The 26,759-nt window shown below is 48.4% G+C and carries 21 protein-coding genes and 1 riboswitch; of the genes, 8 read left to right on the forward strand and 13 right to left on the reverse strand.

What is annotated here, in order from left to right:
• Nucleotides 1-37: 37 nt before the first annotated feature.
• Together LPW40_RS10615 and serA are read left to right on the forward strand one after the other, a co-directional pair.
• The gene (locus LPW40_RS10615; RefSeq protein ID WP_230822357.1) at nucleotides 38-1,174 is read left to right on the forward strand and encodes a pyridoxal-phosphate-dependent aminotransferase family protein; all 1,137 of its coding nucleotides are present in this window, start codon (nucleotides 38-40) and stop codon (nucleotides 1,172-1,174) included.
• Entirely contained in the window at nucleotides 1,164-2,756 is a 1,593-nt protein-coding gene (serA, locus tag LPW40_RS10620; protein ID WP_230822221.1) for a phosphoglycerate dehydrogenase, read from the forward strand. Before LPW40_RS10615 ends, serA begins: the two co-directional genes overlap by 11 nt.
• A gap of 299 nt (nucleotides 2,757-3,055) precedes the next feature.
• On the opposite strand, the gene LPW40_RS10625 is transcribed toward serA, so the two are convergent.
• Nucleotides 3,056-4,150, reverse strand: coding sequence for an HAD family hydrolase (locus tag LPW40_RS10625; protein ID WP_230822222.1), 1,095 nt, complete (start codon nucleotides 4,148-4,150; stop codon nucleotides 3,056-3,058).
• Between the two features lie 153 nt (nucleotides 4,151-4,303).
• On the opposite strand from LPW40_RS10625, the gene LPW40_RS10630 reads away from it, so the two are divergent.
• Genes LPW40_RS10630 through LPW40_RS10640 form a run of 3 tightly spaced genes read left to right on the forward strand, consistent with a single transcriptional unit; the run spans nucleotide 4,304 to nucleotide 7,639 of the window.
• Nucleotides 4,304-5,263, forward strand: coding sequence for an AAA family ATPase (locus LPW40_RS10630; protein ID WP_230822223.1), 960 nt, complete (start codon nucleotides 4,304-4,306; stop codon nucleotides 5,261-5,263).
• The gene (locus tag LPW40_RS10635; protein WP_230822358.1) at nucleotides 5,253-6,452 is read left to right on the forward strand and encodes a DUF58 domain-containing protein; all 1,200 of its coding nucleotides are present in this window, start codon (nucleotides 5,253-5,255) and stop codon (nucleotides 6,450-6,452) included. The genes LPW40_RS10630 and LPW40_RS10635 overlap by 11 nt, the downstream gene beginning before the upstream one ends.
• Complete coding sequence (locus LPW40_RS10640; RefSeq protein ID WP_230822224.1) at nucleotides 6,449-7,639, forward strand: hypothetical protein; 1,191 nt, start codon at nucleotides 6,449-6,451, stop codon at nucleotides 7,637-7,639. Before LPW40_RS10635 ends, LPW40_RS10640 begins: the two co-directional genes overlap by 4 nt.
• A gap of 211 nt (nucleotides 7,640-7,850) precedes the next feature.
• Here the strand turns inward: LPW40_RS10640 and LPW40_RS10645 are convergent, their stop codons facing one another.
• Both LPW40_RS10645 and LPW40_RS10650 read right to left on the reverse strand, forming a co-directional pair.
• Nucleotides 7,851-8,945, reverse strand: a complete 1,095-nt coding sequence (locus LPW40_RS10645) for an acyl-CoA dehydrogenase family protein (protein WP_230822225.1) — start codon at nucleotides 8,943-8,945, stop codon at nucleotides 7,851-7,853.
• 54 nt (nucleotides 8,946-8,999) lie between these two features.
• Nucleotides 9,000-9,530 carry a DUF4242 domain-containing protein gene (locus LPW40_RS10650; protein WP_230822226.1) on the reverse strand — a complete coding sequence of 177 codons (531 nt, stop codon included), beginning with the start codon at nucleotides 9,528-9,530 and terminating at the stop codon, nucleotides 9,000-9,002.
• Nucleotides 9,531-9,702: 172 nt separating this feature from the next.
• Between LPW40_RS10650 and LPW40_RS10655 the strand changes: the two genes are divergently transcribed.
• A complete protein-coding gene (locus LPW40_RS10655; protein ID WP_230822227.1) occupies nucleotides 9,703-10,131 on the forward strand; it encodes a winged helix-turn-helix transcriptional regulator in 429 nt (142 codons plus the stop codon).
• A gap of 19 nt (nucleotides 10,132-10,150) precedes the next feature.
• On the opposite strand, the gene LPW40_RS10660 is transcribed toward LPW40_RS10655, so the two are convergent.
• The 10 genes from LPW40_RS10660 to LPW40_RS10705 form a co-directional block, all read right to left on the reverse strand.
• A complete protein-coding gene (locus tag LPW40_RS10660; RefSeq protein ID WP_230822228.1) occupies nucleotides 10,151-10,909 on the reverse strand; it encodes an ABC transporter permease in 759 nt (252 codons plus the stop codon).
• Nucleotides 10,910-10,912: 3 nt separating this feature from the next.
• Nucleotides 10,913-11,869: an ABC transporter substrate-binding protein gene (locus LPW40_RS10665; RefSeq protein ID WP_230822229.1), complete on the reverse strand. Its 957-nt coding sequence runs from the start codon at nucleotides 11,867-11,869 to the stop codon at nucleotides 10,913-10,915.
• Between the two features lie 26 nt (nucleotides 11,870-11,895).
• Nucleotides 11,896-12,681, reverse strand: a complete 786-nt coding sequence (locus LPW40_RS10670) for an ABC transporter ATP-binding protein (RefSeq protein WP_230822230.1) — start codon at nucleotides 12,679-12,681, stop codon at nucleotides 11,896-11,898.
• Between the two features lie 226 nt (nucleotides 12,682-12,907).
• Nucleotides 12,908-14,245 (reverse strand): type I glutamate--ammonia ligase, encoded by a 1,338-nt coding sequence (glnA, locus tag LPW40_RS10675; RefSeq protein WP_230822231.1) that lies wholly within the window; start codon nucleotides 14,243-14,245, stop codon nucleotides 12,908-12,910.
• Between the two features lie 22 nt (nucleotides 14,246-14,267).
• Nucleotides 14,268-14,597, reverse strand: a complete 330-nt coding sequence (locus LPW40_RS10680; RefSeq protein ID WP_230822232.1) for a MerR family transcriptional regulator — start codon at nucleotides 14,595-14,597, stop codon at nucleotides 14,268-14,270.
• Between the two features lie 188 nt (nucleotides 14,598-14,785).
• Nucleotides 14,786-17,872, reverse strand: coding sequence for an efflux RND transporter permease subunit (locus tag LPW40_RS10685; protein ID WP_230822233.1), 3,087 nt, complete (start codon nucleotides 17,870-17,872; stop codon nucleotides 14,786-14,788).
• 127 nt (nucleotides 17,873-17,999) lie between these two features.
• Nucleotides 18,000-19,346: a sodium-dependent transporter gene (locus LPW40_RS10690; protein WP_230822234.1), complete on the reverse strand. Its 1,347-nt coding sequence runs from the start codon at nucleotides 19,344-19,346 to the stop codon at nucleotides 18,000-18,002.
• A gap of 244 nt (nucleotides 19,347-19,590) precedes the next feature.
• Entirely contained in the window at nucleotides 19,591-21,948 is a 2,358-nt protein-coding gene (locus LPW40_RS10695) for an FdhF/YdeP family oxidoreductase (protein ID WP_230822235.1), read from the reverse strand.
• A 66-nt stretch (nucleotides 21,949-22,014) separates the two neighbouring features.
• On the reverse strand, nucleotides 22,015-23,304 hold the full coding sequence (locus LPW40_RS10700; protein WP_230822236.1) for an L-lactate MFS transporter: 1,290 nt from the start codon (nucleotides 23,302-23,304) through the stop codon (nucleotides 22,015-22,017).
• 77 nt (nucleotides 23,305-23,381) lie between these two features.
• A complete protein-coding gene (locus LPW40_RS10705; RefSeq protein ID WP_230822237.1) occupies nucleotides 23,382-24,671 on the reverse strand; it encodes an L-lactate MFS transporter in 1,290 nt (429 codons plus the stop codon).
• A 160-nt stretch (nucleotides 24,672-24,831) separates the two neighbouring features.
• Between LPW40_RS10705 and fdhD the strand changes: the two genes are divergently transcribed.
• Nucleotides 24,832-25,617: a formate dehydrogenase accessory sulfurtransferase FdhD gene (gene fdhD, locus LPW40_RS10710; protein ID WP_230822238.1), complete on the forward strand. Its 786-nt coding sequence runs from the start codon at nucleotides 24,832-24,834 to the stop codon at nucleotides 25,615-25,617.
• A 72-nt stretch (nucleotides 25,618-25,689) separates the two neighbouring features.
• A riboswitch (TPP riboswitch) is annotated at nucleotides 25,690-25,810 on the forward strand.
• 148 nt (nucleotides 25,811-25,958) lie between these two features.
• Nucleotides 25,959-26,756: a bifunctional hydroxymethylpyrimidine kinase/phosphomethylpyrimidine kinase gene (gene thiD, locus LPW40_RS10715; RefSeq protein ID WP_230822239.1), complete on the forward strand. Its 798-nt coding sequence runs from the start codon at nucleotides 25,959-25,961 to the stop codon at nucleotides 26,754-26,756.
• The last annotated feature ends 3 nt before the right edge of the window (nucleotides 26,757-26,759 follow it).

A 26,759-nucleotide genomic window follows, 5' to 3' on the forward strand; every position in this document is an offset into this window, starting at 1 on the left:
GTAAATTACATAGGAGGAATTCAGTTTGTATAAGAAGATGCTTATGACACCCGGCCCCACCCCGATTCCAGAAAAAGTGAACCAGCGCATGGCAGAAGGCATGATTGGACACAGGTCCGGAGATTTCTCCGAGCTGATGCGCCGCATCAAGCCGAAGATCAAAGATGTTTTCGGCACGAAAGATGATGTCGCCATCCTGTCCTCCAGCGGGACGAGCTCGCTTGAAGCTGCAATGGTGAACCTCGCGGCGAAGGATGAAAATGTCGTCGTCATCGTGAGTGGTGCGTTCGGTGCGCGTTTTGAAGCCATAGCGAAAACCTATCCATACAATGTGCACACTTACGAAGTGGAATGGGGCGAAGCGGCGGACCCTGCCGACTTCAAGGACTTCCTGAATTCACTGGATGATGTTAAGGTCGTCGTCTCACAGGCTTGTGAAACGTCGACTGCTGTGCTCCATCCGGTGACCGAGCTCGGTGAAATCGTCAAAGACTATGATGAGGAGGCATTGTTCATCGTGGACGGCGTGAGCAGCGTCGGCGGCATGAAGTTCAATATGGCGGAGTCGAAGATCGACTGCCTGATCTCAGGCAGCCAGAAAGCACTGATGCTGCCTCCGGGACTCGCATTCGTCGCGATGAATCAAAATGCGCGCCAGAAGATGAAAGACAATGACCTTCCAAGGTTCTACCTCGATCTGAACCAGTACTTCGATTCACTCGATAAAGATACGACACCTTTCACTCCGGCGGTCTCCCTGATTCAGGGACTTGAAGCCGTACTCGATTCAGTTGCGGAGGAAGGGCTTGAAAATGTTTATGACAGACATGCCAAAATGCGGGATATGCTGAGGGCAGGCCTCAGGGCACTGGACCTCGAACTGCTCGTCGAAGATGAATATGCATCGCCTACCGTTACGGCGTTCAAATCCACGTCTGACGAGCTTTCGCACATCAAAGATGAACTTAAGAATAACTTCGGAATAACGATAGCCGGCGGCCAGAAACACCTGAAAGGCCAAATCCTCCGCATCGGCCATATGGGATATATGTTCCCTTCCGATATCATCGTCGTGCTCGGTGCGCTGGAAGGCATATTATCCAAATACAGACAAAATGACTATTATGGAAAAGCAATCAAGGAAGCTCAGGAGGTATTTTTCAATGACTTATAAAGTTCTTGTCCTGGACCCGGTAAGTGAGGATGGCATCAGCGAACTGCTTGAACATCCCAATTATCAGGTGGACGTCAACACCGGTCTTACAGAAGATGAGATCATAGAAATCATCTACGATTATCATGCAATCGTCGTACGCAGCCAGACGAAAATCACCGAAAACATCATTCAGCGCGCACGTAACTTGAAGGTGATCGCACGCGCGGGCGTCGGCGTGGATAATATAGATATTGATGCAGCCACAAAATTCGGCGTGATCGTGATCAACGCCCCGGACGGCAACACCATCTCCGCTACAGAACATACGATGGCGATGATGCTGTCATTGTCTCGTGACATCCCGGAAGCACACAAAGAGCTTTCCGAGGGTACGTGGAACCGCGGTGCACATAAGGGGGTCGAGCTCTACGGCAAAACGCTCGGCATCATCGGTGTCGGCAAAATCGGCTTCGGGGTCGCACGCCGTGCCCAGGTGTTCGGCATGAATGTCGTCGCTTTCGATCCGTACCTTTCCGATGAAAAGGCAAAAGAGTCCGGAATCGAGAAGCTCGAAGTGGACCAGATCGCTGAAGTGGCGGATTTCGTCACCGTCCATACACCGCTCACACCGCAGACCAAAGGCATCGTCGGCAAATCCTTCTTCGAAAACTGCAAGCCCGGCCTGCGCCTTGTCAACGTCGCACGCGGCGGCATCATCGATGAAGCCGACCTGCTCGAGGCATTGAAGGCCGATAAAATCGGCGGTGCAGCGCTCGATGTATTTGAAGAGGAACCTCCGACCAATATGGAACTGCTGTCTCATCCATCCGTCGTTGTGACGCCGCATCTTGGTGCGTCCACAATCGAGGCCCAGGAGAAAGTCGCAGTGAGTGTTTCCCGGGAAATCATCGAAATACTTGAAAACAATACGATCATACATGCAGTCAACGCACCGCGCATGAGTGAGAACATCAACAAGGAACTGCAGCCCTACATCAATATTGCGAGCCATATGGGCTCTGTCGGCATCCAGCTGATGAATAAGCCGCCGAATGAGATACGGTTGAAGTATCATGGCGATATCGCTGTTGACGACACAAGCATGCTGACCCGCTCGTTCATCGCGAGCATGCTCCGTCCGCATTTCGGGGAAAGCGTCAATATCATCAATGCGCTTTATTTCCTCCAGGAGCAGGATGTCACATATAAAGTCGAGAAGAAAGGCAAGACCAAAGGATACAACAACTATCTGGAAGTCGAACTCACGAACGCTGACGAGTCCCTTGTGCTCGGGGCAAGCGTCCTCGACGGCTACGGCGAACGTATCGTGAAACTCGATGATTACCAGGTCGACATCAAACCGACCCAGCATATCCTTGTCATCAATCATATCGACCGTCCCGGCATCATCGGCGATATGGGCATGATCCTCGGCAAACACCAGGTCAATATCGCAAGCATGCAGCTTGGCCGTTCAAACGAAGGCGGTGCCGCATTGCTGTCACTCTCACTCGACTCACGGGTGAGCGATCAGGCCCTGGACGAGCTCAGTAAAATAAAAGGCTTCAGGGATGTTAAACAGGTGGATCTGCAGATCTGATTTTGAATGAATGATATGGAAAAGAGAAGTTCACGGCGAACTTCTCTTTTTTTGTTGTCTGAGGCTGGAGTGGGCGGCCGATTTGCGGGCTCTGAGATAGGGGCTGAAATCGGATTTGGGACCGGATTCCGATTTGGAGGCCTCGAAACGCGCTGGGAGATCGGATTCTGATTCGTAATCCGATTTGGTACCGCCTGAAGACCCATCGAAATCGGATTAGAAAATCCCCAATACCCTGGGAGCAAATAAAAGACCGCCGGAGACCTTATTCAGGTCTTCAGCGGTCTTTATTCATCCAATCATTTAACCATATTTTCAACAGCGAGTACATCCGGCACGAGGTTCTCGCGTGCGACACCGAGTCCGGTGAATGTCGGAATGATGTCATCGCCGGTCAGGCCGGTGAGTGTACCGATGAATTCAACTTCCATCTTGTCTGCACAGAAAAAGTCTGCAACGGAGTCGCCGACGACGTATACTTTCTCATCGGAGATGTTTTCGCCTTTCACGGCTTTTTCGAAATATTTTTCATCCTGGGCATACAGCGTCCATAAATAGCTGTACGGATGCGGCTTGGAGAGCTGGCGTTCCACACCTTCCACGGCTTCTGCCTCTTTCACTTCGGAGGCGGTGGAAATCCTCTCATCTTTGAAGTACTGAAGCAGTCCTGCCGCCTCGAAAGGTATGAGCGTCTCTTCCCTTGAGCGGCCGGTCGCGATTCCGATCGTGAGATCCCGGTCAATCAGGTTCTGAAGCATCTTTTCAAGATCTTCGATCGGCGCAAGCCATTCTTCCTGGTGGAGGAAGCCTTCCTTGTCGCCCTCAATCGGCAGCGTGCTGCCCTTCATACGCTCACTGCCGAGGTACCATTCCTGATAGACGTGCTGTCCGAGCAGCCACAGTGTGCTGTTCGTCCTGAAGTCGTCCTCTTCATTCAAAAATTTCAAAGATGTCGCATAGTTGACGAGACCTTCGTAAATCGTCTCTTTAGTGTATTCATCGCCGTCAAGGAATTCCAGGACTTTTCCATAATCGGGCTCGACATCGCCAAGCATCTCACCGATGCCGTACAAGTCGTTGATATCCACATTGCTTATATTGATACCCGAGTCTTTAAGTAAATTGATATACACGATTGAGAACGTGATATAGAGCATATCCCAATTCGAGTTCAGTCCCATTTCCTTATAGCGGCTTAAAACTTCATCATCCAGAAAGATTTTACTTCTGATTTCTGCAATCTCCTCATCCGTATAGGACGTTTTGAATTTTTCCTGGGTCAGGTTCAAATACCTCGGATTGAAAAGCAGTTCATGCACGGATAAAGCAGATACATCAAAACACCTTTCCTCACTCAAAAATACACCGTCAACATCAAAAATTACAACGGACATAATGCGCCTCCTTCAAAGCGGGTTTTTTCGTCATGATTAACTAAATTTTCTCATAGAAGCGACAAAAAGTCGAACACTAATCCAATTATTCATTCTTTATAGTCCCATGTTTGGTATAATATCAACTAAATTTACAAATAAAGGGGAATTCACATGTCAGTGGCTGGTTATCTGAATGATTTGAAGCAGGAAATAGGCAAAGTGCTCGTCGGACAGGAGGAGGTGATCGACCTCATCTTCATCAGCATCATCCAGAAGGGGCATATTTTATTTGAAAGTGTGCCCGGGACCGGAAAGACCGTGCTCGCAAAGTCGATCTCCAAAGTGCTCGGCGGCGACTTTTCAAGGGTGCAGTTCACGCCGGATGTCCTGCCGACAGATATAACGGGGATGAACATCTATAATCCGAAGACGCAGGCGTTCGAATTGAACCGCGGCCCGGTCATGACGAACATCCTCCTTGACGATGAAATAAACCGCGCCACCCCGAGGACACAGTCGGCCCTCCTTGAAGTGATGGAGGAGGGGCAGGTCACGATCGACGGCGTCACCCATCCGGTCGATTCACCTTTCATCGTGCTCGCCACCCAGAACCCGATCGAATCGAAGCAGGGCACCTTCGACCTCCCTGAAGCGCAGATGGACCGCTTCTTCCTGAAAATCGACCTGGGCTATCCCTCTTTCGAAAATGAAAGGATGATGCTCGACCTGCACAGGGGGGACGGTCCCCGCGATGCCGTCAATCAGGTCCTCTCGCTCGATATCATCAGGGAAGTGCAGGCTGAAGCTGAAAAAATACATATCAACCGGACGGTCAAGGATTACATCATCAACCTCATCCACCGGACGAGGTCCCATGAACATATCGCACTCGGTGCCTCACCGCGCGGGACGATCGCGCTGATGCAGGCGGCAATCGGTGCTGCGCTGATCAATGGACGGGACTACGTCACGCCGGATGATGTGAAATACATTGCACCTTACGTGCTGACACACCGCATCGTTTTGAACATCGAAGGGATGACGCTTACTTCGGAAAAAGAGGTCATGGAGCGCATCCTCAGGAGTACGGAAGTGCCGGTCGAATACGGGGTTGAAAGAGATGAAGTATAAGAGGCAGCACACCGAATCGAAGATGGCATCGGCCCTTTTCTCCATCATCGCCATCATGGTCATCTTCGATCTGCTGTATACTGCACAGCTGAATGCATGGCTGCAGCTCGTCATCGGAATCACCGCCGCAATGGCCCTGTTGAATTTATTTTATGAAAGAAATGTCGCAAAGCACCTCACCGTCGAGGTGCTGCCGAAGGCACTCAGGAAATATAAGGGGCAGGAAGACGTTCTCTATCTGCAAGCCACCCAGCGCGGCCGCCTGCCGGTGCTGTCCGCAGAGATCACCATCACTGCCGGGGACGATATTTCCTTTTATAATGATGAGGCATTGAAAATCAGGAATGTCACAGAGACCTCCCGTATTTTTTCAGTATTTCCCGGGAAATCGACGACCATCGAAATCCCCTTCAAAGCCGTCCACAGGGGCACCAGCAAAATCATCGAAACCAAAATCGCCGTGCCGCGCATATTCGGTTTCGGTCATATCAAGCTTGAGCAGGCCAGCTCCGCAAATCATGAAATACTGATTTATCCGGACCGCTACGCACTGCATAACCGGCCTCTGAAGGCAAAGATTGAACAGGGCGCATACAGGGATGAAAACACATTTTTCCACGATCCGCTCCTCATCACCGGCAGCCGGCCGTATGAGACGACCGACGCCCTCAGGGACGTCCACTGGAAATTGAGCGCCCGCAGCGGCGAACTGATGACGCGGGAATATGAGAAGACGACGCATATGTCATGGCTCTTCCTCATCAACCTGCGCTCTGATAAGTCGTTCGCCCCGCCTGCCGATATAGAGGTCACTTTCGAAAAGCTTGCCTTCATCTTCGGGTTGATGGCCGAAGACGGCATACCGTACAGGCTGATGGCCAATATGCGCACTTTCGACCGCCACCAGTTTTTCACGCTGGACGAAAGTTCCGGAAAACTCCATTATCGTCATGCCCTGGAGGCGCTCGCGAGAATAAAGACCGTCACCTACACGATCAGCTTCGACCGATTCCTGAAATTCGTTAAGCAGTCTGAAAAGATGCCCACCCACCTCATTTTCACAGGTGAAGCGGATCCTCTCATCATGGCGGAGCTCAAATATTACATAGAAAAGGGGACAGCCGTCTACCAGCTGGATGCACATGGCCTCGAACCATTCAAATATGGCAGGAAGGAGGCGGTGACGTGAGCAGGATAAAATACCACGCTTCATTTCTGCATGCCTTCCTTGTCGAAATGGCATTGCTGTTATCGGTATATCTCTTTTTGAACATCCATAATTTGCCCGGCGACCGGAACCATGTGCTGTTCTTCCTCGCTGTTGTGCTGAGCCAGTACATCGCAGGCCATCTGATTGCAGCAAGGCTGCCGGTGAAATATATTTATTTACTGGTGCCCATAACCCTCGCTGCCGCGCTCTTCAGCGGTGATTATTTCTTATCCGCACTGCTCATCAGCACCATTCCGGTGTGGCGCCTTGAACAGCTGCACTACAGCCTGGATGAATCAGTTGCCCCCGGCACGGTGATCGCCGGTCTCCTCTGGCTCATCATCATCACGATGATCTCCACGCCCGAAACCGGTGCGCACATCGATACTTTCAATATCATATTCATCGCCTCACTTGCAGGATACGTTGCAGGGAGGATCCTTACATTAGCGTTGGACAGCGGGTACGGTAAGCGGCCTTTTATCAGGCTGACTTCGTTCTTCATCCTGGCCTTCATAACCCTGAGCATTGTACTGATGCAGGTGTACCGGTTTGCTGTGTTCACTTTGAGCTATGCGGTCATCTTCCTCCTTAATGCAATGGTGTTCATGCTGAGGCCGTTTTTTGACTTTCTGGAAGGCGTGGAACTGGATTACCCGGAAGATGCCTTCCAGGAGGAGGAAGCGGAACTCGACGGCTATCAGACACCGGATGAAGTGACCTCAGAGGCGGGCCAGGTGCTCGGCATCCCCTTTGGGATGATCATCCTCACGCTGGTGGCGGCTGCAGTCATCTTCGCCGTCTATTCATATTTCAGGAAGCGGGAAGCCCGCACCCGGGAAATGCATGTACAAGAGACGCCGCACACGGTGGACCATAAGCCCGTGAGTGCGCCGGCATCCAAAAAAGCGCCTCCCGGCAAAGCCCGCAGGATGTACTTTGATTTTGAGAAATGGGCCGCTTCAAAAGGATACGGCAGGTACACCGATGAGACGATCGAGCAGTGGTTCAAACGGCTCCGGCTCCACGAGCACACTTCCATATCAAATCTCGGGCATTACCAAGCCATGCGTTATAAGGATAAAGAATTGACACACGAAGAACTCCAGTTTTTAAAGTCGTGCATCAAAGAATTTAAAGATATAATTCATAAGAAAGTAATATGATATAGGACATGGAAAAAATCATTAGAAAGCATTTATCCCATTCTATGGTCAACATGTTTTGTTGATAAGAATGTAATTGTCAAAGAGAAAAAAGGCGACTTCAAATTGATAATCCATTTGAAGTCGTCCTTATTTATACGTTAAGGAAATTTCTAAATAAAAACCTTTAAATTGTCTGTACCGTCAATTAAAGCCCTATTATTTTTATAATCTATCCTGGAAAGCTCGGCATCGGATCCTTATATGTGGCCAACTCCTTTTCAAGATGTTTTAATGTTGGTGTCAAGTTTAAGAGAAAATAAGTTTCCCTCAGCCTCCTGGATGGATGACTGCCCTGCAGATACCCGGCTCCTCCATAATACATCATATCCCCATGGGCTGCCTTGACAGCTAAATTACTTATATCAAGTTTTAGTTGCAATAATGCTTTTAAATCATTTCCAAGGTCATCTGTTCTCAGCAAAATCTCCAATTGATATTTTAATTCGTCCCATTGCCGCTTTATATCCTCTGGTTGCACTGGCAGATACTCGTTAATGTCCCCTTGTCTCTTTGGCGCTTTCCACATTGATTTAATGGCAGCTTTAATCACTCCTAAACCGAGTGGTGTCTGATAAAGAACGAAAAATGGCCGGATCTTATCTATAAAATCTGAGACCTCTGCAGCAATTACCCACTCGTCAGGGATAAATACTTCATCGAACCTGCAGCCATAAGTCGCACTTCCGTTTACACCCATATAACCCCTTTTCTCTTTTAACTTTAATCCATCTGCATTAGATGGCACAAAAACCATGACTTCGCTGTTCTCATCTAATGAGGCCACGGCGCCGAACCAATGATTTTCATTTAAGTTTGAAACAGATGGCAATCCACCCGAAATCACATAGCCGTTGGCCTGTCTTTGGGCTCTTAAATGAAGCGGCTCTAAACCCGAATAATACTTCATAGGATTTGAGAGCCCCGTTGCACCAAGGAAATCTCCTCTCTCAAGTGAAGGCAATATTTCGTTCTTTAAATATTGGTTATCACTGTTCCGCAAGTAAGTCAGAGCAGCGAGATGACACCATAAATTGAATGCGGTGGTCATACATGTTTCAGCAGTTTTTTCGACGATCAATATTTCTCTGGCAAGTAATTCATTTTTTGTTAAATTATCCGATCTGTATAACCCGGCTTTGCCCAGCTCAAGCAAATAATCTTCTGCATAATATGCATCGGCATCTATTTTCTTAACCACCGGTTTTAGATAGGACTTTATAATCGAATCTAAAACATCTTCGGTTTGATTTTCTTCAATAACCATACTCATCCCCACCCCCTTTGACTTACCTGTCTAACATATGAATTACGTTAACATCTACGCGTCATTAATTTCTGTAATGGAATCAATTGGTGTTTTAACCGCTTTGCGTGCCCTTACTACAGATTCTTCATCCGGGGCATCATAGAAACACAGACACTTTGACATATCTTCGCACACGTATGTTCTGGAAAAGGAAACTTCAGGTACTTCTGAATAGTGAACAGAATTTTTCTTTTTGCGATTTAAATAATCATCCATAGTAAGCTCTGCCGGAATATTCCACTCGACAAGGTAATTGACCTGCTCTGCTTGTTTTTTCACTTCTTCAAGGTCTTTGCCCACCAGTCTCACTTCTTTGACGAGCTGGATGACAACATCCTGTCCTTTCAAGCTTCTCTCAACAGTCTCGGCATCTTCTCCCTCAAGAATGAAGAAAACTCTGGAAAAATCTTTAGAAACCTGCACTTCAATCAGGTTGAGATTATTTTTTTGCAGAATTTCTTGCATAACCGATACTTTCTTCTCAAAATCACTTTTGCTGTCAACCGGGCGGTTAAATTCTGCTTCAATTAAAAATAGTGGCATCAATGACCTCTCCTTATAGAAAATTCAGTAATTTAATTCATACTATTTAACTTGGTTTTAACTTTAAGGTTAGTTTATTATACTAACTTCAAAAAATCAACTTATTACTTAGAATTAAAATATCTTTTTTATGATATGATTTAAATTACCAGTAGATTTGGAGGGAATAATTGTGAAGACTACATATGATTTACCTTGTAATATTGCACAGACATTAAATATCCTCGGTGATAGATGGACACTTCTGATTGCCCATGAAATTTTGGTAGGAAATATGACATTCACCAGTATCAAGAACAATTTGAAGGGCATCTCTTCCAACTTGCTTTCAGATAGGTTGAAATACCTGGAAGAGACTGGTCTGATTGAATCCAATTTATATTCCGCCCATCCTCCCCGCTATAAATATACATTGACCGAAAGCGGCAGAGAACTTGAACATGTTTTTAATTCCATGATTCTCTGGGGAGAGCAGCATTTGAAAAAATGCTATAAGAACCTTGTACATGAAAAATGCGGTCACAGCGTTGAAATTACATACTACTGTGCGCATTGTGATGAAAATACAAATGACTTGTCTGTGGTTAAAGTGAGGGACTAATGCCGATTGATTCAGCTCCCTATGCCATCCCCCATTGCTTTTCGATCCATTTTTCCAACAGGCGGATCAGTCTGTCCAACAATAAGCCACTGACCCCGATGAAGATTATCCCGGCGAGCACTAAATCTAACCGCAATAGGTTTCTTGCATCTACAATCAAGTAACCGAGTCCGGATTGGGCACCGACCATTTCTCCTGAAACAAGGAATATCCAAGCTGTCCCCACACCGATATGAAGCCCGTTCGCTATAGAAGGAAAAGCGGCAGGTAAAATCACCTTCCACATTAAGTATGGCTGCTTTATTTCTAAATTTTTGGCTAACTTCAAATATGTTTCATCCACACTTTTTACACCGGATACAGTAGTCAGCAGTATCGGGAAAAAAGCGGCGATAAAGATGATTACTATGGCCGGTGCACTCCCAATACCAAACCACAGGACGATAAAGGGCGACCATGCAATTGGTGCAACGGGTCTCAGCACTTGAACAACAGGGTCGACGACATTCCATAAGCGAGTCATCCTTCCCAGGAACAGACCCAGTAGTATAGCGATGATTGCTGCTGAAAGATATCCGGTTAAAAACCTGAACATACTTATATTCAGATGCTCAAATAAGGACCCATCAGCAACTAAAGAAACAATCGCCTGCGCGACAGTTAATGGCGGCGGGAATAATGCTTCCTCAATATCCGTCATCCAAATCGCCACCTGCCATATAACAACGACGGCCACGACAGCATAAATGACATTCATGGATTTATTCAGTACCTTCATTATTTATCCAACCTCATCCCACAGTGATACATCTACAAATTCCTCGTAAGTTGGCGGATTTTCAGATAATCCCATCTCCTGCATATACACTCTTAAGTCATTATATGAATCTTCGTCGATCTTTAACTCATCATAGGAAATCCAATCCATTGATAAATCCATCACTTCTTCATCCACTTGCATGAATTCAGAGGAAACTTGGTGAACATGCTCGTCTTTCTCATCAGACTGAGCGGCCGCTTTTAAATAATCACTCATAAAATCCTGCGCCAGCCCCCTGTTATTCTTGATAAAATCCCCGTGCAGCACAATCGCGCAATCCAGTGAATTTTCCCAAAGATGGTCGGATTGATACAATACTTTTCCGCTGTCCATGACGACAGATTGGGCACCGAAAGGTTCTGCAACAACATAACCCTTGATTCGACCTTCTGCCAGTGCAGCAGGCATTTCAGCCGGCGGCATTTCAACAGTATTTATATCTTCGTAGTCGATACCTTCCTCTTTCAGCATCAGATATAATAGAACATTGTGAGTAGATATCTTATGCGGAATTGCGAATGTTTCTCCTTTTAAATCACTTATTTCATTAATATCTTTAGCACCCATCAGAACATTCCCTTCCCGATGCCCCAGCGCAACCCCTCTTAAATCGATACCCAGTTCATTCGCTTTCATGGCCACCGTAATCAAAGTAGAAGCCCCATCAATTCTTCCAGTGTTCAAAGCATCCATGAGGTCCGGCCAGGAAGAAAATCGCACAAGTTCAATATTATAATCAGCATTAGTGCTTTCCAACATATCTTCCTGCATGAATAATGGCACTGCATGAGTGATCGGCATATAACCAATTTTAATTAAGGGTTTTCCATCTCCCTCTTCGCTTGATGCTTGATTGCTGCATCCATTCATTATGAGTGCTAAGCAAATAGTTAAAATTCCTGTCAAAGCCTTCTTCATGTAATTTCTCTCCTCTCTTGTGAACTCTAGATGTTAAATTCAATCGGCGGTTTAGTCATACTTAAATGAAACTCTTCTAATATCAAGCTGCGGTAATGCTGGAATTCACTGCCACTGCGATCCCTTGGTTTGTATGTATCTATCTTAATCTCTTTTTGAATATGGCCTGGCTCTTTTCCCATTATGAGGATCCTGTCTGAGAGATAAATCGCCTCATCGATATCATGTGTCACCAATACAATTGTAGTTTGGGCTTTCTTTTGAATCTTTAGCAACTCGTCCTGCAAATAATAACGGTTAATTGTATCCAGAGCTCCAAAAGGTTCATCCATGAGTAATAATTCAGGCTCAATTGCTAAAGCCCGGGCAATGGCAACACGCTGCTGCATGCCACCGGATAATTGCCTGGGAAAACGATCCAGCTTATCATCTAGACCGACCATTTCAATATAGTATTTAGCTTTTTTTCTTATCTCAGCTTTAGTAAGCCCTGTATTCTCCAGGCCAAGTTCTACATTTTTCAAAACAGAACGCCAGGGAAGCAGACCGTAATTTTGAAATAGCATTACACCCTTCCTGCTCGATTCCTTTACCTCTTCACCATCGAAAAGAACATGCCCTGTGTCTTTAGTTTCAAAACCTGCGATTATATTTAGCAAAGTACTCTTGCCACAGCCACTCTGCCCCAAAATTGAAACTATTTCGCCTTTTTTGATATCAAAGCTGATATCTTGTAAAACCAATTCAGATTTACCCTTATTACTGAAGCTTTTAAATACCTTATTAACGCATACCAACAGTGATTCATCCATTATATTTCCTCCGCTTCATTAATCCTATTTAAATAGTATGAATTAGTGTTATTAGTCACTTTATTATACTTCCTTCAAAAAAACAACCTCTATTTAATTGTTCCAAAAAAAGAACCAATAAAAAACCTCCTAAGTTTACAGAGGAAATAAAAACTTTGTAAACTTAAGAGGTTAAATTTTAATTATAAGGTTTTTTAAGCCTTTATTAAAACCAGGCTTTTATTCATCAATACTGATTCAAATACTGTTCAAGTTCCCATTCGGAGACACGGGCGCGGTACATGTCCCATTCCACCGTTTTATTGTTGTAGAACTGCCTCATGATATGAGGCCCCAGCGCATCCTGCACCACTTCGTCCTCTTTCAGGGCCTTCAGTGCCGTATAAAGGGTCGACGGCAGATCTTGCACACCGAGTGCCTCCCTTTCCTCGCGCGTCATTTCATAAAGGTTCACATTGACCGGTTCCGGCAGACCGGTTTTTTTCTTGATGCCGTCGAGCCCCGACTTCAGAATGACTGCCAGTGCCAGATAAGGGTTTGCCGCCGGGTCCACTGAACGGATTTCCGCCCTCGTCGACAATTTCCTTGATGAAGGGATCCTGAGAAGCGGCGAGCGGTTCTTGCCGCTCCAGGCGATGTAGCTCGGCGCCTCATACCCCGGCACCAGACGTTTATAGGAGTTGACGATCGGGTTGCAGACCGCCGTGAATCCTCTTGCATGCTTCAGTATGCCGCCCATGAAATGGCGCATCTCCTGGCTCAGGCCAAAACTGTCATTTTCATCATAAAATGCATTCTCTTCGCCCCTGAACAATGAGACATTGAAGTGCATGCCGCTGCCGTTGATGCCGAAAAGTGGCTTCGGCATGAATGTCGCATGCAGATTATGCTTCCTCGCGACTGTTTTGACGATCAGTTTGAACGTCTGGATGTTATCACATGCGCTGATTGCATCCTCATACTTGAAGTCGATTTCATGCTGCCCTTCGGCTACTTCATGGTGGGAAGCCTCGATTTCAAACCCCATGTCCTCGAGCTCAAGCACGATATCGCGCCTGCAATTCTCACCGAGGTCCGTCGGTGCTAGATCAAAATAACCACCCTGGTCATTCAATTCCGTTGTCGGGTGACCATTTTCATCCAGTTTAAATAAAAAGAATTCAGGCTCCGGACCGAGGTTGAATGCCGAATATCCCATCTCTTCCATTTCCTTCAGCACACGCTTCAGATTTGAACGCGGGTCCCCTTCGAAAGGCTCGCCGTCCACTGTATAAATATCGCATATCAATCTTGCGACTTTCCCTTTCCCAGCCGTCCACGGGAAAATGGACCATGTTTCGAGATCCGGCTTCAAATACATATCGGATTCCTCGATACGCACAAAACCTTCGATGGAAGAGCCGTCGAACATCATTTCACCGTCGAGCGCCTTATCCAGCTGTCTTATCGGCACTTCAACATTCTTGATCGTACCGAGTATATCCGTAAACTGCAATCTTATATACCTGACATTTTCGTTTTCAGCGATGCGTTTGATGTCATCCCTCGTGTAATTGTTCTTCATCCATTCACTCTCCCTCTTATTTTTAGAAAAATCTTGATAAATCCCCGCGGTTTGGCAGCATCCTGTTCAGTTCTTTGTAATTCAGTATTTCACCAGCCGGGTGGCTTTCATCTCTGCCGAGTATCTCTCCGATCCGTTTCATCGTGAAACCCTTCTCCATCAGCGTTCTGATGGTGAGCAGCCTTTCAAAGTCATTCATCGAGAAGAGGCGGTGATTGCCCTCACTCCTTGCGGGCGCAATCAGCCCGGCCGTCTCATAATGGCGGATTTGACGCGCGGTCAGTCCGGTCAGTTTCATCGCAGATGACATTGGGAACACGGGAGCATTTCTTCGACTTTCATCATTGTTCATGATCACCACTCCAACTATGGGGAAAATAATAACACATTTTTTTCCATCCACAAAATTGATGTCAGATAATCTGACATTGGTCTAATTATATAGAAAAACAACCTGCAGGTATATAACTTTCAACATCAAAAAACGCACCGGACCCGCCGGACGAATCCGTGGGTCAAATGCGTCTTTTATTCGTGATATCACCTGTTGAACTTATCCCGGTTCTTTTTACGGTTCATCGTCAAAGTCTCTTTTGTGAACAGAGAGTAGACGACAGGGACGATGACCAGTGTCAGGAGCGTGCTTGCAAGCAGCCCGCCGATGACGCTGATGCCCATCGGCTGGTTGATTTCAGAACCTTCACCGAGCCCGATGGCGATCGGTACAAGTCCGAGTATCGTCGTGAAAGCCGTCATGAATATCGGCCGTGTACGTACATCGACCGCTTCGATGATCGCTTCATAGGCATTCATGCCGCGTGCCCGCAATTGGTTGATGAAGTCCACAAGTACAATGCCGTTGTTCACCACGATGCCGATCAGCACAAGCATCCCGATGAACACCGGTACACTCAGCGGGGTATCGGTCAGCCACAACCCGAGCATGACACCGACGGCGGAGAGCGGGATTGTGAACATGATGACGAACGGATACTTGAATGATTCAAACTGTGCCGCCATGACGAGGAATACGAGTATGACGGCGAGTATCATGGCCATGATCATATCCATGATGGAGTCTTCGATCAGTTCCTGGTCACCCGTGAATGACAGATTGCTGCCGGAGGATAAATCCAGTCCATTCACGATGTCCTGCATCTCGGTCACCGCTTCCGATAAATTGGCACCCGGTTCAAGCTCCAGTTCATACTGGTAGGCATGCTGGCCGTTGATCCGCTCGACGGCGGACGGGGCCGGCTGCCTGTCGACCGTCGCCACTTCATCCAGTGTCACAGCACCTTCCTCCGTCCTCGAAATCACCATATCACCGAGGGCCTCCTCGGAGTCCACATCTTCATCGGGCAGCGTCATGCGCACCATCAGATATTCCTCCGTGCTCTCGTCGAGGACCATGAAGACATCCATGCCGGTCGTCATATTATTGAACGTACTTGCCACTTCGGAGGCAGCGAGGCCATTCTCAAAAAGTGCATCATGATCCAGCGTGATGGCAAGTTCATCTATCGTATCGGTCGTGTTGTTCGACACCCTAGTGACGGAGTCCATTTCACCGAGTGCCCTTGTGATCTTCTCTTCATCTTCCTCCAGGTCCTGCTCACTGCTGTTCATCAGGTCGAATGTCAATACGGAGGAGTCGGTGCCGGTTGAAGTGGTCGTCATCATGCTGACCTCGGCGTCCTCTACATAGTTTTCCGCGATGCTCTGCAGCTCTTCGCTGACTTCATCCACCACTTCATTGGTCGAACGTTCACGTTCATCCGGGGGCACCGTCGTCACATAGATCGATCCCTGCGAGGCTTCCCCGCCGGCCCCGATGCCGCTCGTATCAGATGCACCGGCCATCGCGAGGAAGACATCGACCTCCTCGATGCCAAGGAGATACTCCTCCATTTCCAAAAGCGCCGCTTCGGTCGTTTCCAGATTCGTACCAGAAGTCATATCTATATTCGCCGTGAAGAAGCTCTCATCCGTTTCCGGCAGGAAAATCATGCCGGTGCGGTAGATTCCGAAAGCACCGAGGGCCACCAGGACACCCACGATCAGGAACGTCAGCAGACGGAATCTCAGGGCGAATTTCAGCATCCTCTGGATTATGCGGTTATATATGCTCCTGCGCCTTTTCTCCTCCATGGAAGTGTTCACAGTCTTCATGAACTTGCTCGCAAACATCGGCACAACGGTGAGGGCCACGATCAGGGAAGCCAGCAGACTGAAAGCAACCGTCAGTGAAAACTGCGTGAATATCTGTCCGATGATCCCTTCGATGAACAATACGGGCAGGAAGACGGCAATCGTGGTGAATGTCGAAGCCGTGATCGCAGCCGCAACTTCCCGCGCCCCTTCATATGCCGCCTCTTTCGGCGTTTTCCCGAGACCGAGGTGCCGGTTGATGTTTTCAATCACAACGATGCTGTTGTCGACGAGCATCCCCACCCCGAGGGCAAGGCCGCCCATCGTCAAGAGGTTCAGTGTGAAATCAGAAAAATACATCAGCACGAAGGTGAAGATGACCGAATACGGTATCGCGATGCCGATGATGATCGGACTTCTCACATTCCTCAGGAATAAGAATAAAACCACCATCGCAAAAACGGCACCGAGAATCAGCGCAGTTGCGATGTCCTGGATTGAGCGGTTTATGTAGTCACCCTGATCGAACAGTACATCCCCTTCAATCCCTTCGAATCTCGGTTCATCAAGCGTACTTTCAAGCACATCCAGGAATTCTCCCGAGACCTGTGATGTATTTCCGTTGGATTCTTCAAGCACATTGATCAGGACGGACGGGTTTTGGTTCGTCCTGGAGATCGTCTCCCCGCTGTCACTCACCCGGACAATCTCGCTGATATCACCCAAAGTCACCTCTTCGCCCGCTTCCGGGTCGATGGTGACCGGGAATGCCTCAAGATCTTCAATCGACTGCATCTGTGCCTGGATGCGAGTGGTGATGGAATCCGTACCATCGCTGATCGTCGTACCCGGCAGCGATATATCACTCGCGGCGAGCATCTGCTGAAGCGTATTCATCTCCAGCTGATAATTTTCCATTTCATCGGAATCCAACTGTATTTCGATGGTTTCCGTGGTCAGACCTTCGGCATCGACGCTCGCCACACCGTCGATCCGCTCCAGCTCCTCGCTCAACTCCTCCACCAGACCCTGGAACTCAAGCTCTTCCAGTTCACTGCTGACGGACATCTGGATGATCGGCAGCTGTGACGGGTCGAATTTCAGGAAGCTCGGATCGCCGGCACCGTCGGGCAGCTGGACATTATCCAGCGCCTGGCTGATTTCCCCTTCAACATCATTGATATCCGTCGCCCAGCCGAATTGAAGGAGCGTCAGGCTTGAGCCTTCCTGGGCGGTGGAAGCCATCGTATCCAGTCCCGTGGTCGTAGATAAGCTCTCTTCAATCGGTATCGTGACCTGATCGTTCACCTCTTCAGGCCCGGCCTGATCATATGTCGCAACGACGACGCCGATTGGCGGATTGATTTCCGGTATCAATTTCAGCGGTATGTTCACAAGTGATACTGCACCCAGTACGATGACCAGCAGCATCGTCACCATCGTCAGCACCGGCCGTCTAATCGAAAGCTTTATCATGGACTTCTCCCCCATTCATCCCTCTGGCTTAACCCCTTATATCAAATTTCATTTTACCATTTTTAATGTGAATTTACTAAATACAATAAAAAAAAGCGTCAACCATTCAAGGTTGACGCCTGTATGTCTAAAAGAAGTTCAAAAGGTTCGCTGCGAACACCAGTATGATGATGACCGGCAGGATAAACTTCAACAGGAATATCCATGCCCGGAAAAGCGGGTACATGGCAGTGCCCTGCACCACACCGATCTGGTTTTTAATCGTCGAGTATTCCAGGATGTAGCCGACGAACACTGATGAAATCAGTGCGTTGAACGGGAGCATGATGTTGGAGACGAGGAAATCCACATTATCGAAAACCGTCCCTGCAAAGAACTGCACATCGTTCAGCACACCTTCGGACAACGCAGAAGGGATCCCGATGATGAAGACAATGAGGCCGAATACATAAGCCATCGTCTTACGTCTGTTTTCGTTGCCTTTGATTGCGTTGGCTACATTGATCTCAATCATCGAGATGGCCGAGGTAAGCGTTGCGAACAGGAATGCGATCAGGAATAGTATGTAGAATACATTTCCAAGGGCGATCTCGCTGAAGACCTGCGGCAGCACGATGAATATCAGGCCCGGACCGAACACGTTCTCCATTTCAAATGAAGCGATTGCCGGGAATATCGCAAGGCCCGCCATTACTGAAATCACGACGTTCATCAGCACGATGTAAAGCGCCGACTGCGTCAGATTGTGCGTTTTATCAAGGTATGAAGCATAGGTGATCATCGTCGTCGCACCGATGCTGAGTGCAAAGAATGACTGGCCGAGCGCATACAGCACCGCTTCGGAGTTGATGTTCTCAAATGACGGCCTCAGGAAGAATTCCACACCCTCCATCGCACCCGGCAGCGTGAGTGAACGGATGATGATGATCAGAAACAGGATGAATAATAAAGGCATCATGATCTTCGATGCACGTTCCAGACCTTTCTGGACACCCTGGGCGACGATCAGTACAGTAAGCAGTATAAATACGCCCTGCCCTAAAATGACATAGAGAGGATCCGTGACGACACGTCCGAACATCTCCCCGTAATCGGCAATCGGCAGCAGACCGACCGTATTGAAGAATGCCACCACAAGATAAAGCAGGATCCAACCGCCGATGACACTGTAGAATGACAGGAGGAGGATGACCGCTATGTTACCGCTCCAGCCGAATATCCGGTACCATCTTTTACCGCCGAGATATTCGAAACTCTCGATTGGGTTCCTCCCTCCTGCCCGTCCGATGACGAACTCTGATAAAAGCAGCGGTAACCCTACAACAAGCGTGAACAATAGAAATATAAGAAGAAACGCCCCGCCGCCATGCTCTGCAGTCATATAGGGAAAGCGCCACAATGCACCGAGACCGATCGCCGATCCGGCTGCAGCAAGTATGAATCCGATTTTAGAACCCCATTGAGATTTTTCCACGTCTTACCCTCCTGTAAAAAAGTTTAGAATAATTACATATGCTACCATATACAGCCCTGCATGAACAGTAGGAAATGCAGGATCTCCCTGCTCATTTCCCTTGAAAATCGTCGTCGAATGAGCAGGCTGGAATAAATTCTGCTCGTTCACTCCGAAATCCACCCTCGAATAAGCAGGGTCTCACATTTTCAGATTCCCCCAAAAAGAAAAGCCGGCGCAGGGCCGGCTTGCTCAAAAATCATATTTAGTTCGGATTGTCTTCCAGATCCGGAATTGATTTTTCATAGTACTGACGGTCTTTATTTGCGTTGAAGTGGTCTGCTTTCTCCACCTTGACATCAGTGACGTAGTCAGGCATTTCAACGAAGTTTTCGTAGATGCCCTTCTCAACGAGGTAGTTCCCTTCAGGGAAGAGGACACCGACGTTGCCGTCCTTGATGTCTGCAAACTGAACGAAGCCTTGGAAGACGCCGTTCTTGTTGTAGAGGACGACCGCTTCATTCTCTTCAAGACCTTGTCTGCGTGCATCCGCTTCACTCATCAGGACGCCGTAGCGGCCCATATGGTTGAATGCATCCTTATCGCCGTAAACCATGGAGTTGAACTGCTTGCCGCGGCGCATCAGGAGTTTGAATTCTCCGGCTTTCGCGTTGTTGTCCGGGATATCCATGCTGATCAGGTTCGCACGGCCGTCCGGTGTCGGACATACGCCGCCTTCACATAACCATGCTCCGCCGTACTGATACACGTCGCCTGCCTTCTTCAAGTACTGGACACCGTCGTATTGAGGGTTCGCCTTGGCGATCTCATTTCGGATCTCCTGTCCGGATTTGAAGTCGATCAGATGTGCATTTTCAGGTTTTACGCGCTTGGCAAGATCGATGTAGATCTTCCACTCACTGCGTGCTTCGGCAATGCGGTTACGGTTACCTTCGATTTCAGGTGAGAAGTAGATCATTCTCTCCGTTGAAGTCGACAGGCCGCCGCCGTCCTGCTCGTAACGTGTTTTCGCAGGCAGTACGATGACCGCTTCTTTGGCATCCAGGAGTGTGGATGTGTTCAGGATGATATCCTGATGCACACGGATATCCAGATTCTCAAGGGCATCCTTCACAAAGTCCGGATCCGGCATCGTCTCAAGGAAGTTACCGCCTGACATGTAGTAGAGTTTCAGTTTGCGCTCGCTGTCTTCAGGGAGCATTGCATTTTCGATCGTCACACCGACGGAATCTCCGGGCCATTTCGGCAGTTCGAAATTCCAAAGTTTTTCGATTCTCTCAGTGTTGATTTCATCATAGTCTCCACCCGGCAATGAGAACGGGTCTGCGCCCATCTCGCCTGAACCCTGTACACTTGAGTGTCCGCGGAGCGGCATAAGGCCGTTGTACTTGCGTCCGAGCCAGCCGCGCAGGAGGCCGATGTTTGCAACCTGTGAAATATTGTCTGTCGCATGTTTGTGCATAGTGAGGCCAAGTGCCCACACCATTACACCGTTCTTGGACTGTGCAAGCAGGTTTCCGAGCTCGACAATCCTTTCCTTCGTGATGCCTGAAGATTCGATGATTTCATCCCATGACTGGCTTTCGACTGTTTCTTTCAATTCTTCATAGTTGTTGACATGGTCACGTACGAACTCGTGGTTGATCGCGGAACCTTCGACTTCAGCTTCCATTTCGAACCAGTGTTTCATGATACCGTGCATCAGCGCGATATCGCCGCCGATGTTCACTTCGTAGAAGTCATCTGCAAGCTGTGTACCGAATAATGCAGACTCGACTACAGACGGCACCCAGTAGTTTTCCATCGCTGGTTCCCTGTACGGGTTGATCACGATGATTTTAGTACCGCGTTTTTTCGCTTCCATCATATATTTGGTGGAGACAGGGCTCGCGTTTGAAGCGACACTTCCCCAGAATACCAGCACATCAGTGCCGAGCCAGTCCTGATAGTTACAAGTTGAAGCACCGACGCCGACTGAGCGTTTCAATGCTGATTTACTCGGGGAGTGACAGATTCTTGACGCGTTGTCGATGTTGTTCGTCTCGAGGTAACGCGCTGTCTTCGCAGCCACATAATACGATTCGTTCGTGATGCCGCGGCTTGTTAAGTAAAACGCATACTGCTTTGGATCAAGCTGTTTCATTTTGTCCGCAACGGTGTCCATCGCTTCATCCCATGAAATTCTTGTGAACCTGTTTTCGCCTTTGCGGCGGATCATCGGGTAAGGTATGCGTCCCAGTTCACGCAGTTCTGAAGAGCTGAGCTTCCTGAGTTCGTTGATGTCCTGGTGCAGCATTTTAGGCTCGATCGGCGGCGCTGTGTTCAGTCTTAAGACGTTGAAGCGCGTTGTACATACGTGCGGGCCTGTCAGAGTCTGGTCCTGAAGGCCGCCCACGCCGAGCGCACATCCGTCACAAACCCCTTTTAAGATTATATTTTTGGCATAGTTCAGGTTGTCTTTGTTCTTCCATGCAATTTTGGCTGAATCTATGATATGTCGTGGTTTGACTTTTGTGATTCCAAAAGGTACAGGGCTGACCCATAAACTTGTGTCCCATCTCTTTGTTTTGTTAATAGGACCCGGGTGTAAAGTTTTACCCATTTATGACACTCCTTTTATCCATAATAAATATATTATACATTAATTTTATATGTTTAAAAAGGATATTTACTCAGCTGTCTGAGGTTTATCTTGTACAGTTTGTGAACTTCCCGCCGTTGCACCGGCACTTTCCCTGATCTTTCTGATGTCAGCGCGTATAAGCAGTGAAAGGATGAGCGCCACTACAAACATCCCCGTGAATATATACAGCGTCAATGTGTAGCTTGCCGTCACCTCGTAGATTTCTGCGACGATGAGCGGACCCACCAGGCCTGCTGCCGCCCATGCCGTCAAAATATAGCCGTGGATCGCACCGAGCTGCCTCGTGCCGAAGATGTCTCCGATGTAGGCGGGTATCGCAGCGAAACCGCCTCCATAACAGGAAATCATGATGAACAATAAGATGGCGAACAGATATTCATTCGTCACAACCGGCAGTATGGCGAACACGCCAATCTGGATAACGAAGAAAATCGTGTACAGATTCGGCCTGCCGATGTAATCCGAGATGGACGCCCATATGAGCCTGCCGGCACCATTGAACACGCCCATGACACCGACGATGATTGCTGCGGCTGCCACTGTCACACCGGTGATTTCCTGGGCCATCGGACTGGCCACAGCCAGGATTGCGATGCCGCAGGTGATGTTGATGAACAACATCAGCCACAGGAAGTAAAATCGTCTTGTCTTGATCGCCTCGTTGGCGGTGAGTTGGACGTAGTCCCGCTTCACTTCCCTCGGTGAATCATCCGTATTCTTCATGCCTTCAGGCATATATCCTTCAGGCGGCCTTTCAAGATACAGGCTTGATGCCAGCATCACTATGAAATAAATGGATCCGAGCACAAAAAACGTTGCCGGAATGCTGAATGCATCCATCAGGAACTCCATGGCGGGTGATGCGATCATCGCAGCAAAGCCGAAGCCCATTATTGCGAGGCCCGTCGCCATCCCCCTCCTGTCTGGAAACCATTTGATCAGTGTCGATACAGGGGTGATGTAGCCGATCCCAAGCCCGATACCGCCAAACACTCCGTAACTGATGTACAAGAGCCACAGACTTTCAACTTGTACAGCATAACCGCCGATGCCCATGCCGATCGCGAAAAATAATGTCGCAACCAAGCCGGACATCCTGGGACCGTACCTTTCAACAAAATGCCCCATGAATGCTGCCGAGAGCCCTGAAAATAAGATGGCCAGACTGAATGTGAACGATACATCAGACAATGACCAGCCGATTGATTCCTGGAGCGGGCCGGTGAAGACACTCCACGCATATACAGATCCGATCGAGATATGGATCCCGACCGCTGCAAGCGCTATCAACCAGCGATTTCTTTTAACTGCCATTCCCTTTTCCCCCATAAGCTTTAAGATTTACATCAAATATGGTCATCATATAAAATGCATATGTTTAAAAAGGTTGTTTACTCAGCCAGCTGCGGTTTATCCTGTACACTTTGCGGACTCGCCGCTGTCTCACCGGCACTTTCCCTGATCTTTTTGATGTCAGCACGTATAAGCAGTGAAATGACGAGCGCCGCCACAAACATTGCCGTGAATATATACAGCGTCAACGTATAGCTTGCCGTCGCCTCGTAGATTTCGGCGACGATGAGCGGGCCTGCAAGACCTGCTGCCGCCCATGCGGTCAAAATATAGCCGTGGATCGCACCAAGCTGTTTGGTGCCGAAGATGTCTCCGATGTAGGCGGGTATCGCAGCGAAACCGCCTCCATAACACGAAATCATGATGAACAGTAATATCGCGAATAAGTATTCGTTCGTCACGGCCGGCAGTATTGCAAAGACACCGATTTGGATGACGAAGAAAATTGTGTACAGATTCGGTCTGCCGATGTAATCCGAGATGGATGCCCAGATCAGTCTGCCGCCACCGTTGAACACACCCATGATGCCGACGATGAGTGCTGCAGCCGCAACCGAGATTCCGGTGATCTCCTGGGCCATCGGACTGGCCACAGCCAGGATTGCGATACCGCAGGTGACGTTGATGAACAACATCAGCCACAGGAAGTAAAATCGCCTTGTCTTGATCGCCTCGTTGGCGGTGAGCTGGACATAATCCTGCTTCACTTCCTTCGGTGAATCATCCGTATTCTTCATGCCTTCAGGCATATATCCTTCAGGCGGCCTTTCAAGATACAGGCTCGCTGCCAGCATCACTATGAAATAAATGACTGCAAGTATATAGAATGTCGCCGGAATGCTGAATGCATTCATCAGGAATTCCATCGCAGGTGATGCGATCATCGCAGCGAAGCCGAAGCCCATTATTGCAAGGCCCGTTGCCATGCCCCTTCTGTCCGGAAACCATTTGACGAGTGTCGATACAGGTGTGATGTAACCGATTCCAAGTCCGATACCACCAAATACACCATAGCCCAGATAAAGCATCCACAAGCTTTCAATCTGTACAGCGTAACCTGCCGTTGCCATACCGAGCGCAAAAAATGATGTCGAAACCAAACCGGAAGCCCTCGGGCCATACTTTTCAACGAAATGCCCCATGAATGCTGCCGACAGACCTAAAAACAAGATGGCCAGACTGAATGTGAACGACACATCAGACAATGACCAGCCGATCGATTCCTGGAGCGGACCGGTGAACACGCTCCACGCATAAACAGATCCAATCGAGATGTGGATCCCGACTGCTGCAAGCGCTATCAACCAACGATTTTTTTTCACTTCCATTCCCTTTTCCCCCATAAGCTTAAAGATTTACATTGAATATGTTTATCATATAAAATGTGTTTGTTTGTTATAATGAATTATATAGATTGTCGGCAACCCCGACAATAGTTTATTTAAAATTGTGACGGTTTTATGAAAATATTTTTAAAGAGGTTAGATTATGAATATTACAACAGAAAGGAAAATTGTCAGATATCAGGACGGACAATTTTCAAATGTAGACGATATGGTGGCCGAAGAATTCCCGCTCACCGTATATATAAATGATATAGAATTCGTCACCCTCGTCTGTTCCCCCGACCACCTGGAGGAGCTGGTCATCGGCTTCCTCGCTTCCGAAGGCGCCATAAGATCATATAATGATATAAAATCCTTCAATCTTGATGACAGGGGCGGGTTCTGCCACATCAAACTGCATAAGTCGATACCGACAGACCACTTCCAGTATTCGAAGCGGATCCTCGGTTCATGCTGCGGTAAGAGCCGGCAGTTCTATTTCCAGAACGATGTCGATACGGCCAAAGTGTCGATGAGCAAAACGACGCTGACGCCGGAGCAGGTCAGCAGACTGATGATCGAGATGCAGACGACGAGCACGATCTTCAAGGAGACCGGCGGCATCCATAATGCAAGTCTCGGCGCCCCGGACGGCACGGTCGTCCACCGCGGCGATATCGGCCGGCATAATGCCCTAGATAAACTGTACGGCTACTGCGTTCAGAATAATATCTCCGTCAGGGACAAAGTACTTGTATTCAGCGGCCGGATTTCATCGGAGGTGCTGACCAAAGCTGCAAAAATCGGTGTGGGCATCGTGCTGAGCAAATCTGCACCGACCGATCTTGCCATCGGACTTGCCCATGACTTGAACATCACAGCCGTCGGGTTCGTCCGCGGTGAATCATTCAACGTTTACACCCATCCATGGCGCATCACCGAAAGCTGACGGTTTCCAAAATACCGAAGCCTTCGTTTGACTTACGTGCCCGGCACATCTATGATGAAATTAAGTAAATAACAGTACCACTAGGGGTGCATTGGCTGAGATAGCATATTTCCGGAAACGAACTTCGGGAAAGTGCTGATCCCTTCGACTTGATCTGGATAATACCAGCGTAAGGAAGTGGTTTAGTACTTGAATATCAGACAGCTGACCAAATATATACATCTATAGACTATGATGCGCTTTTGGTGTGTGCTGTTATTTATATTACTAAGCCCGCTTCTGCAATGTTGATATTGCTGGAAGCGGGCTTTTTATTCTGCAACACGGAAGGATGGTCATTTATGGCAAGTGCTTTACCTATTGCGCTGACGATAGCGGGAACCGACCCTTCAGGCGGTGCCGGGGTCCTCGCGGACATCAAATCTTTTCAATCCCGTGGTGTTTACGGCATGTCAGCGGTCACCTCACTCACCGCACAGAATACGCTCGGGGTGCAGGATGTCTTTAATGTGCCCGCCGGTTTTTTGGATGCACAGCTCGGCAGTATATTTTCCGATGAAGCGCCGCATGCGATGAAAAGCGGCATGATCGCAACCGAAGAAATGATGCACGTCATCAGGCGGTATGCTGATGAACAAAGTATCCCCTTCGTCATCGATCCGGTCATGATTTCAACATCGGGGCACAACCTGATCGATGAGGGTGCCATCGACTACCTGCGGGATTCGCTCCTGCCCCTGGCCGCCACTGTGACGCCGAATATCCCGGAAGCGGAAAAGCTCACTGGCATCACCATCGAGAATGAAACGGATATAGAGAAGGCCGCAAAAATCTTCATGGGGGAAATCGGTGTGGAGAGTGTCATCATCAAGGGCGGGCACCTCAAAGGGGCTGCCGTCGATTATCTGTTCCAGAGGGGGGATTCCCTGAAATTGTCATCTGAGCGGATCGACACCGGGCACACACATGGCACGGGCTGCACTTTTTCTGCAGTCATCACGGCAGAAATCGCAAAGGGCCGGACGCTTGAAGATGCGTTCCGGACAGGCAAAAAGTATATAACGGAAGCAATAAGGAAGACACCGGAAATCGGCCGGGGCCAGGGTCCGGTCAACCATTTCGCATATAAGGGGGAATGAATG

It is taken from the genome of Salinicoccus halitifaciens (assembly GCF_021026095.1).
Taxonomy (GTDB): Bacteria; Bacillota; Bacilli; order Staphylococcales; family Salinicoccaceae; genus Lacicoccus; species Lacicoccus halitifaciens.

Excerpts from the sequence above, each read along its gene's own strand:
- serA (WP_230822221.1), top strand. The coding sequence starts at position 1,164 with ATGACTTATAAAGTTCTTGTCCTGGACCCGGTAAGTGAGGATGGCATC.
- glnA (WP_230822231.1), bottom strand. The coding sequence starts at position 14,245 with ATGAAGAACAATTACACGAGGGATGACATCAAACGCATCGCTGAAAAC.
- fdhD (WP_230822238.1), top strand. The coding sequence starts at position 24,832 with ATGAATATTACAACAGAAAGGAAAATTGTCAGATATCAGGACGGACAA.
- LPW40_RS10625 (WP_230822222.1), bottom strand. The coding sequence starts at position 4,150 with ATGTCCGTTGTAATTTTTGATGTTGACGGTGTATTTTTGAGTGAGGAA.
- LPW40_RS10645 (WP_230822225.1), bottom strand. The coding sequence starts at position 8,945 with ATGGTTATTGAAGAAAATCAAACCGAAGATGTTTTAGATTCGATTATA.
- LPW40_RS10665 (WP_230822229.1), bottom strand. The coding sequence starts at position 11,869 with ATGAAGAAGGCTTTGACAGGAATTTTAACTATTTGCTTAGCACTCATA.
- LPW40_RS10650 (WP_230822226.1), bottom strand. The coding sequence starts at position 9,530 with ATGCCACTATTTTTAATTGAAGCAGAATTTAACCGCCCGGTTGACAGC.
- LPW40_RS10670 (WP_230822230.1), bottom strand. The coding sequence starts at position 12,681 with ATGGATGAATCACTGTTGGTATGCGTTAATAAGGTATTTAAAAGCTTC.
- LPW40_RS10660 (WP_230822228.1), bottom strand. The coding sequence starts at position 10,909 with ATGAAGGTACTGAATAAATCCATGAATGTCATTTATGCTGTCGTGGCC.
- LPW40_RS10630 (WP_230822223.1), top strand. The coding sequence starts at position 4,304 with ATGTCAGTGGCTGGTTATCTGAATGATTTGAAGCAGGAAATAGGCAAA.
- LPW40_RS10635 (WP_230822358.1), top strand. The coding sequence starts at position 5,253 with ATGAAGTATAAGAGGCAGCACACCGAATCGAAGATGGCATCGGCCCTT.
- LPW40_RS10615 (WP_230822357.1), top strand. The coding sequence starts at position 38 with ATGCTTATGACACCCGGCCCCACCCCGATTCCAGAAAAAGTGAACCAG.
- thiD (WP_230822239.1), top strand. The coding sequence starts at position 25,959 with ATGGCAAGTGCTTTACCTATTGCGCTGACGATAGCGGGAACCGACCCT.
- LPW40_RS10695 (WP_230822235.1), bottom strand. The coding sequence starts at position 21,948 with ATGGGTAAAACTTTACACCCGGGTCCTATTAACAAAACAAAGAGATGG.
- LPW40_RS10700 (WP_230822236.1), bottom strand. The coding sequence starts at position 23,304 with ATGGCAGTTAAAAGAAATCGCTGGTTGATAGCGCTTGCAGCGGTCGGG.
- LPW40_RS10685 (WP_230822233.1), bottom strand. The coding sequence starts at position 17,872 with ATGATAAAGCTTTCGATTAGACGGCCGGTGCTGACGATGGTGACGATG.
- LPW40_RS10680 (WP_230822232.1), bottom strand. The coding sequence starts at position 14,597 with ATGAACAATGATGAAAGTCGAAGAAATGCTCCCGTGTTCCCAATGTCA.
- LPW40_RS10705 (WP_230822237.1), bottom strand. The coding sequence starts at position 24,671 with ATGGAAGTGAAAAAAAATCGTTGGTTGATAGCGCTTGCAGCAGTCGGG.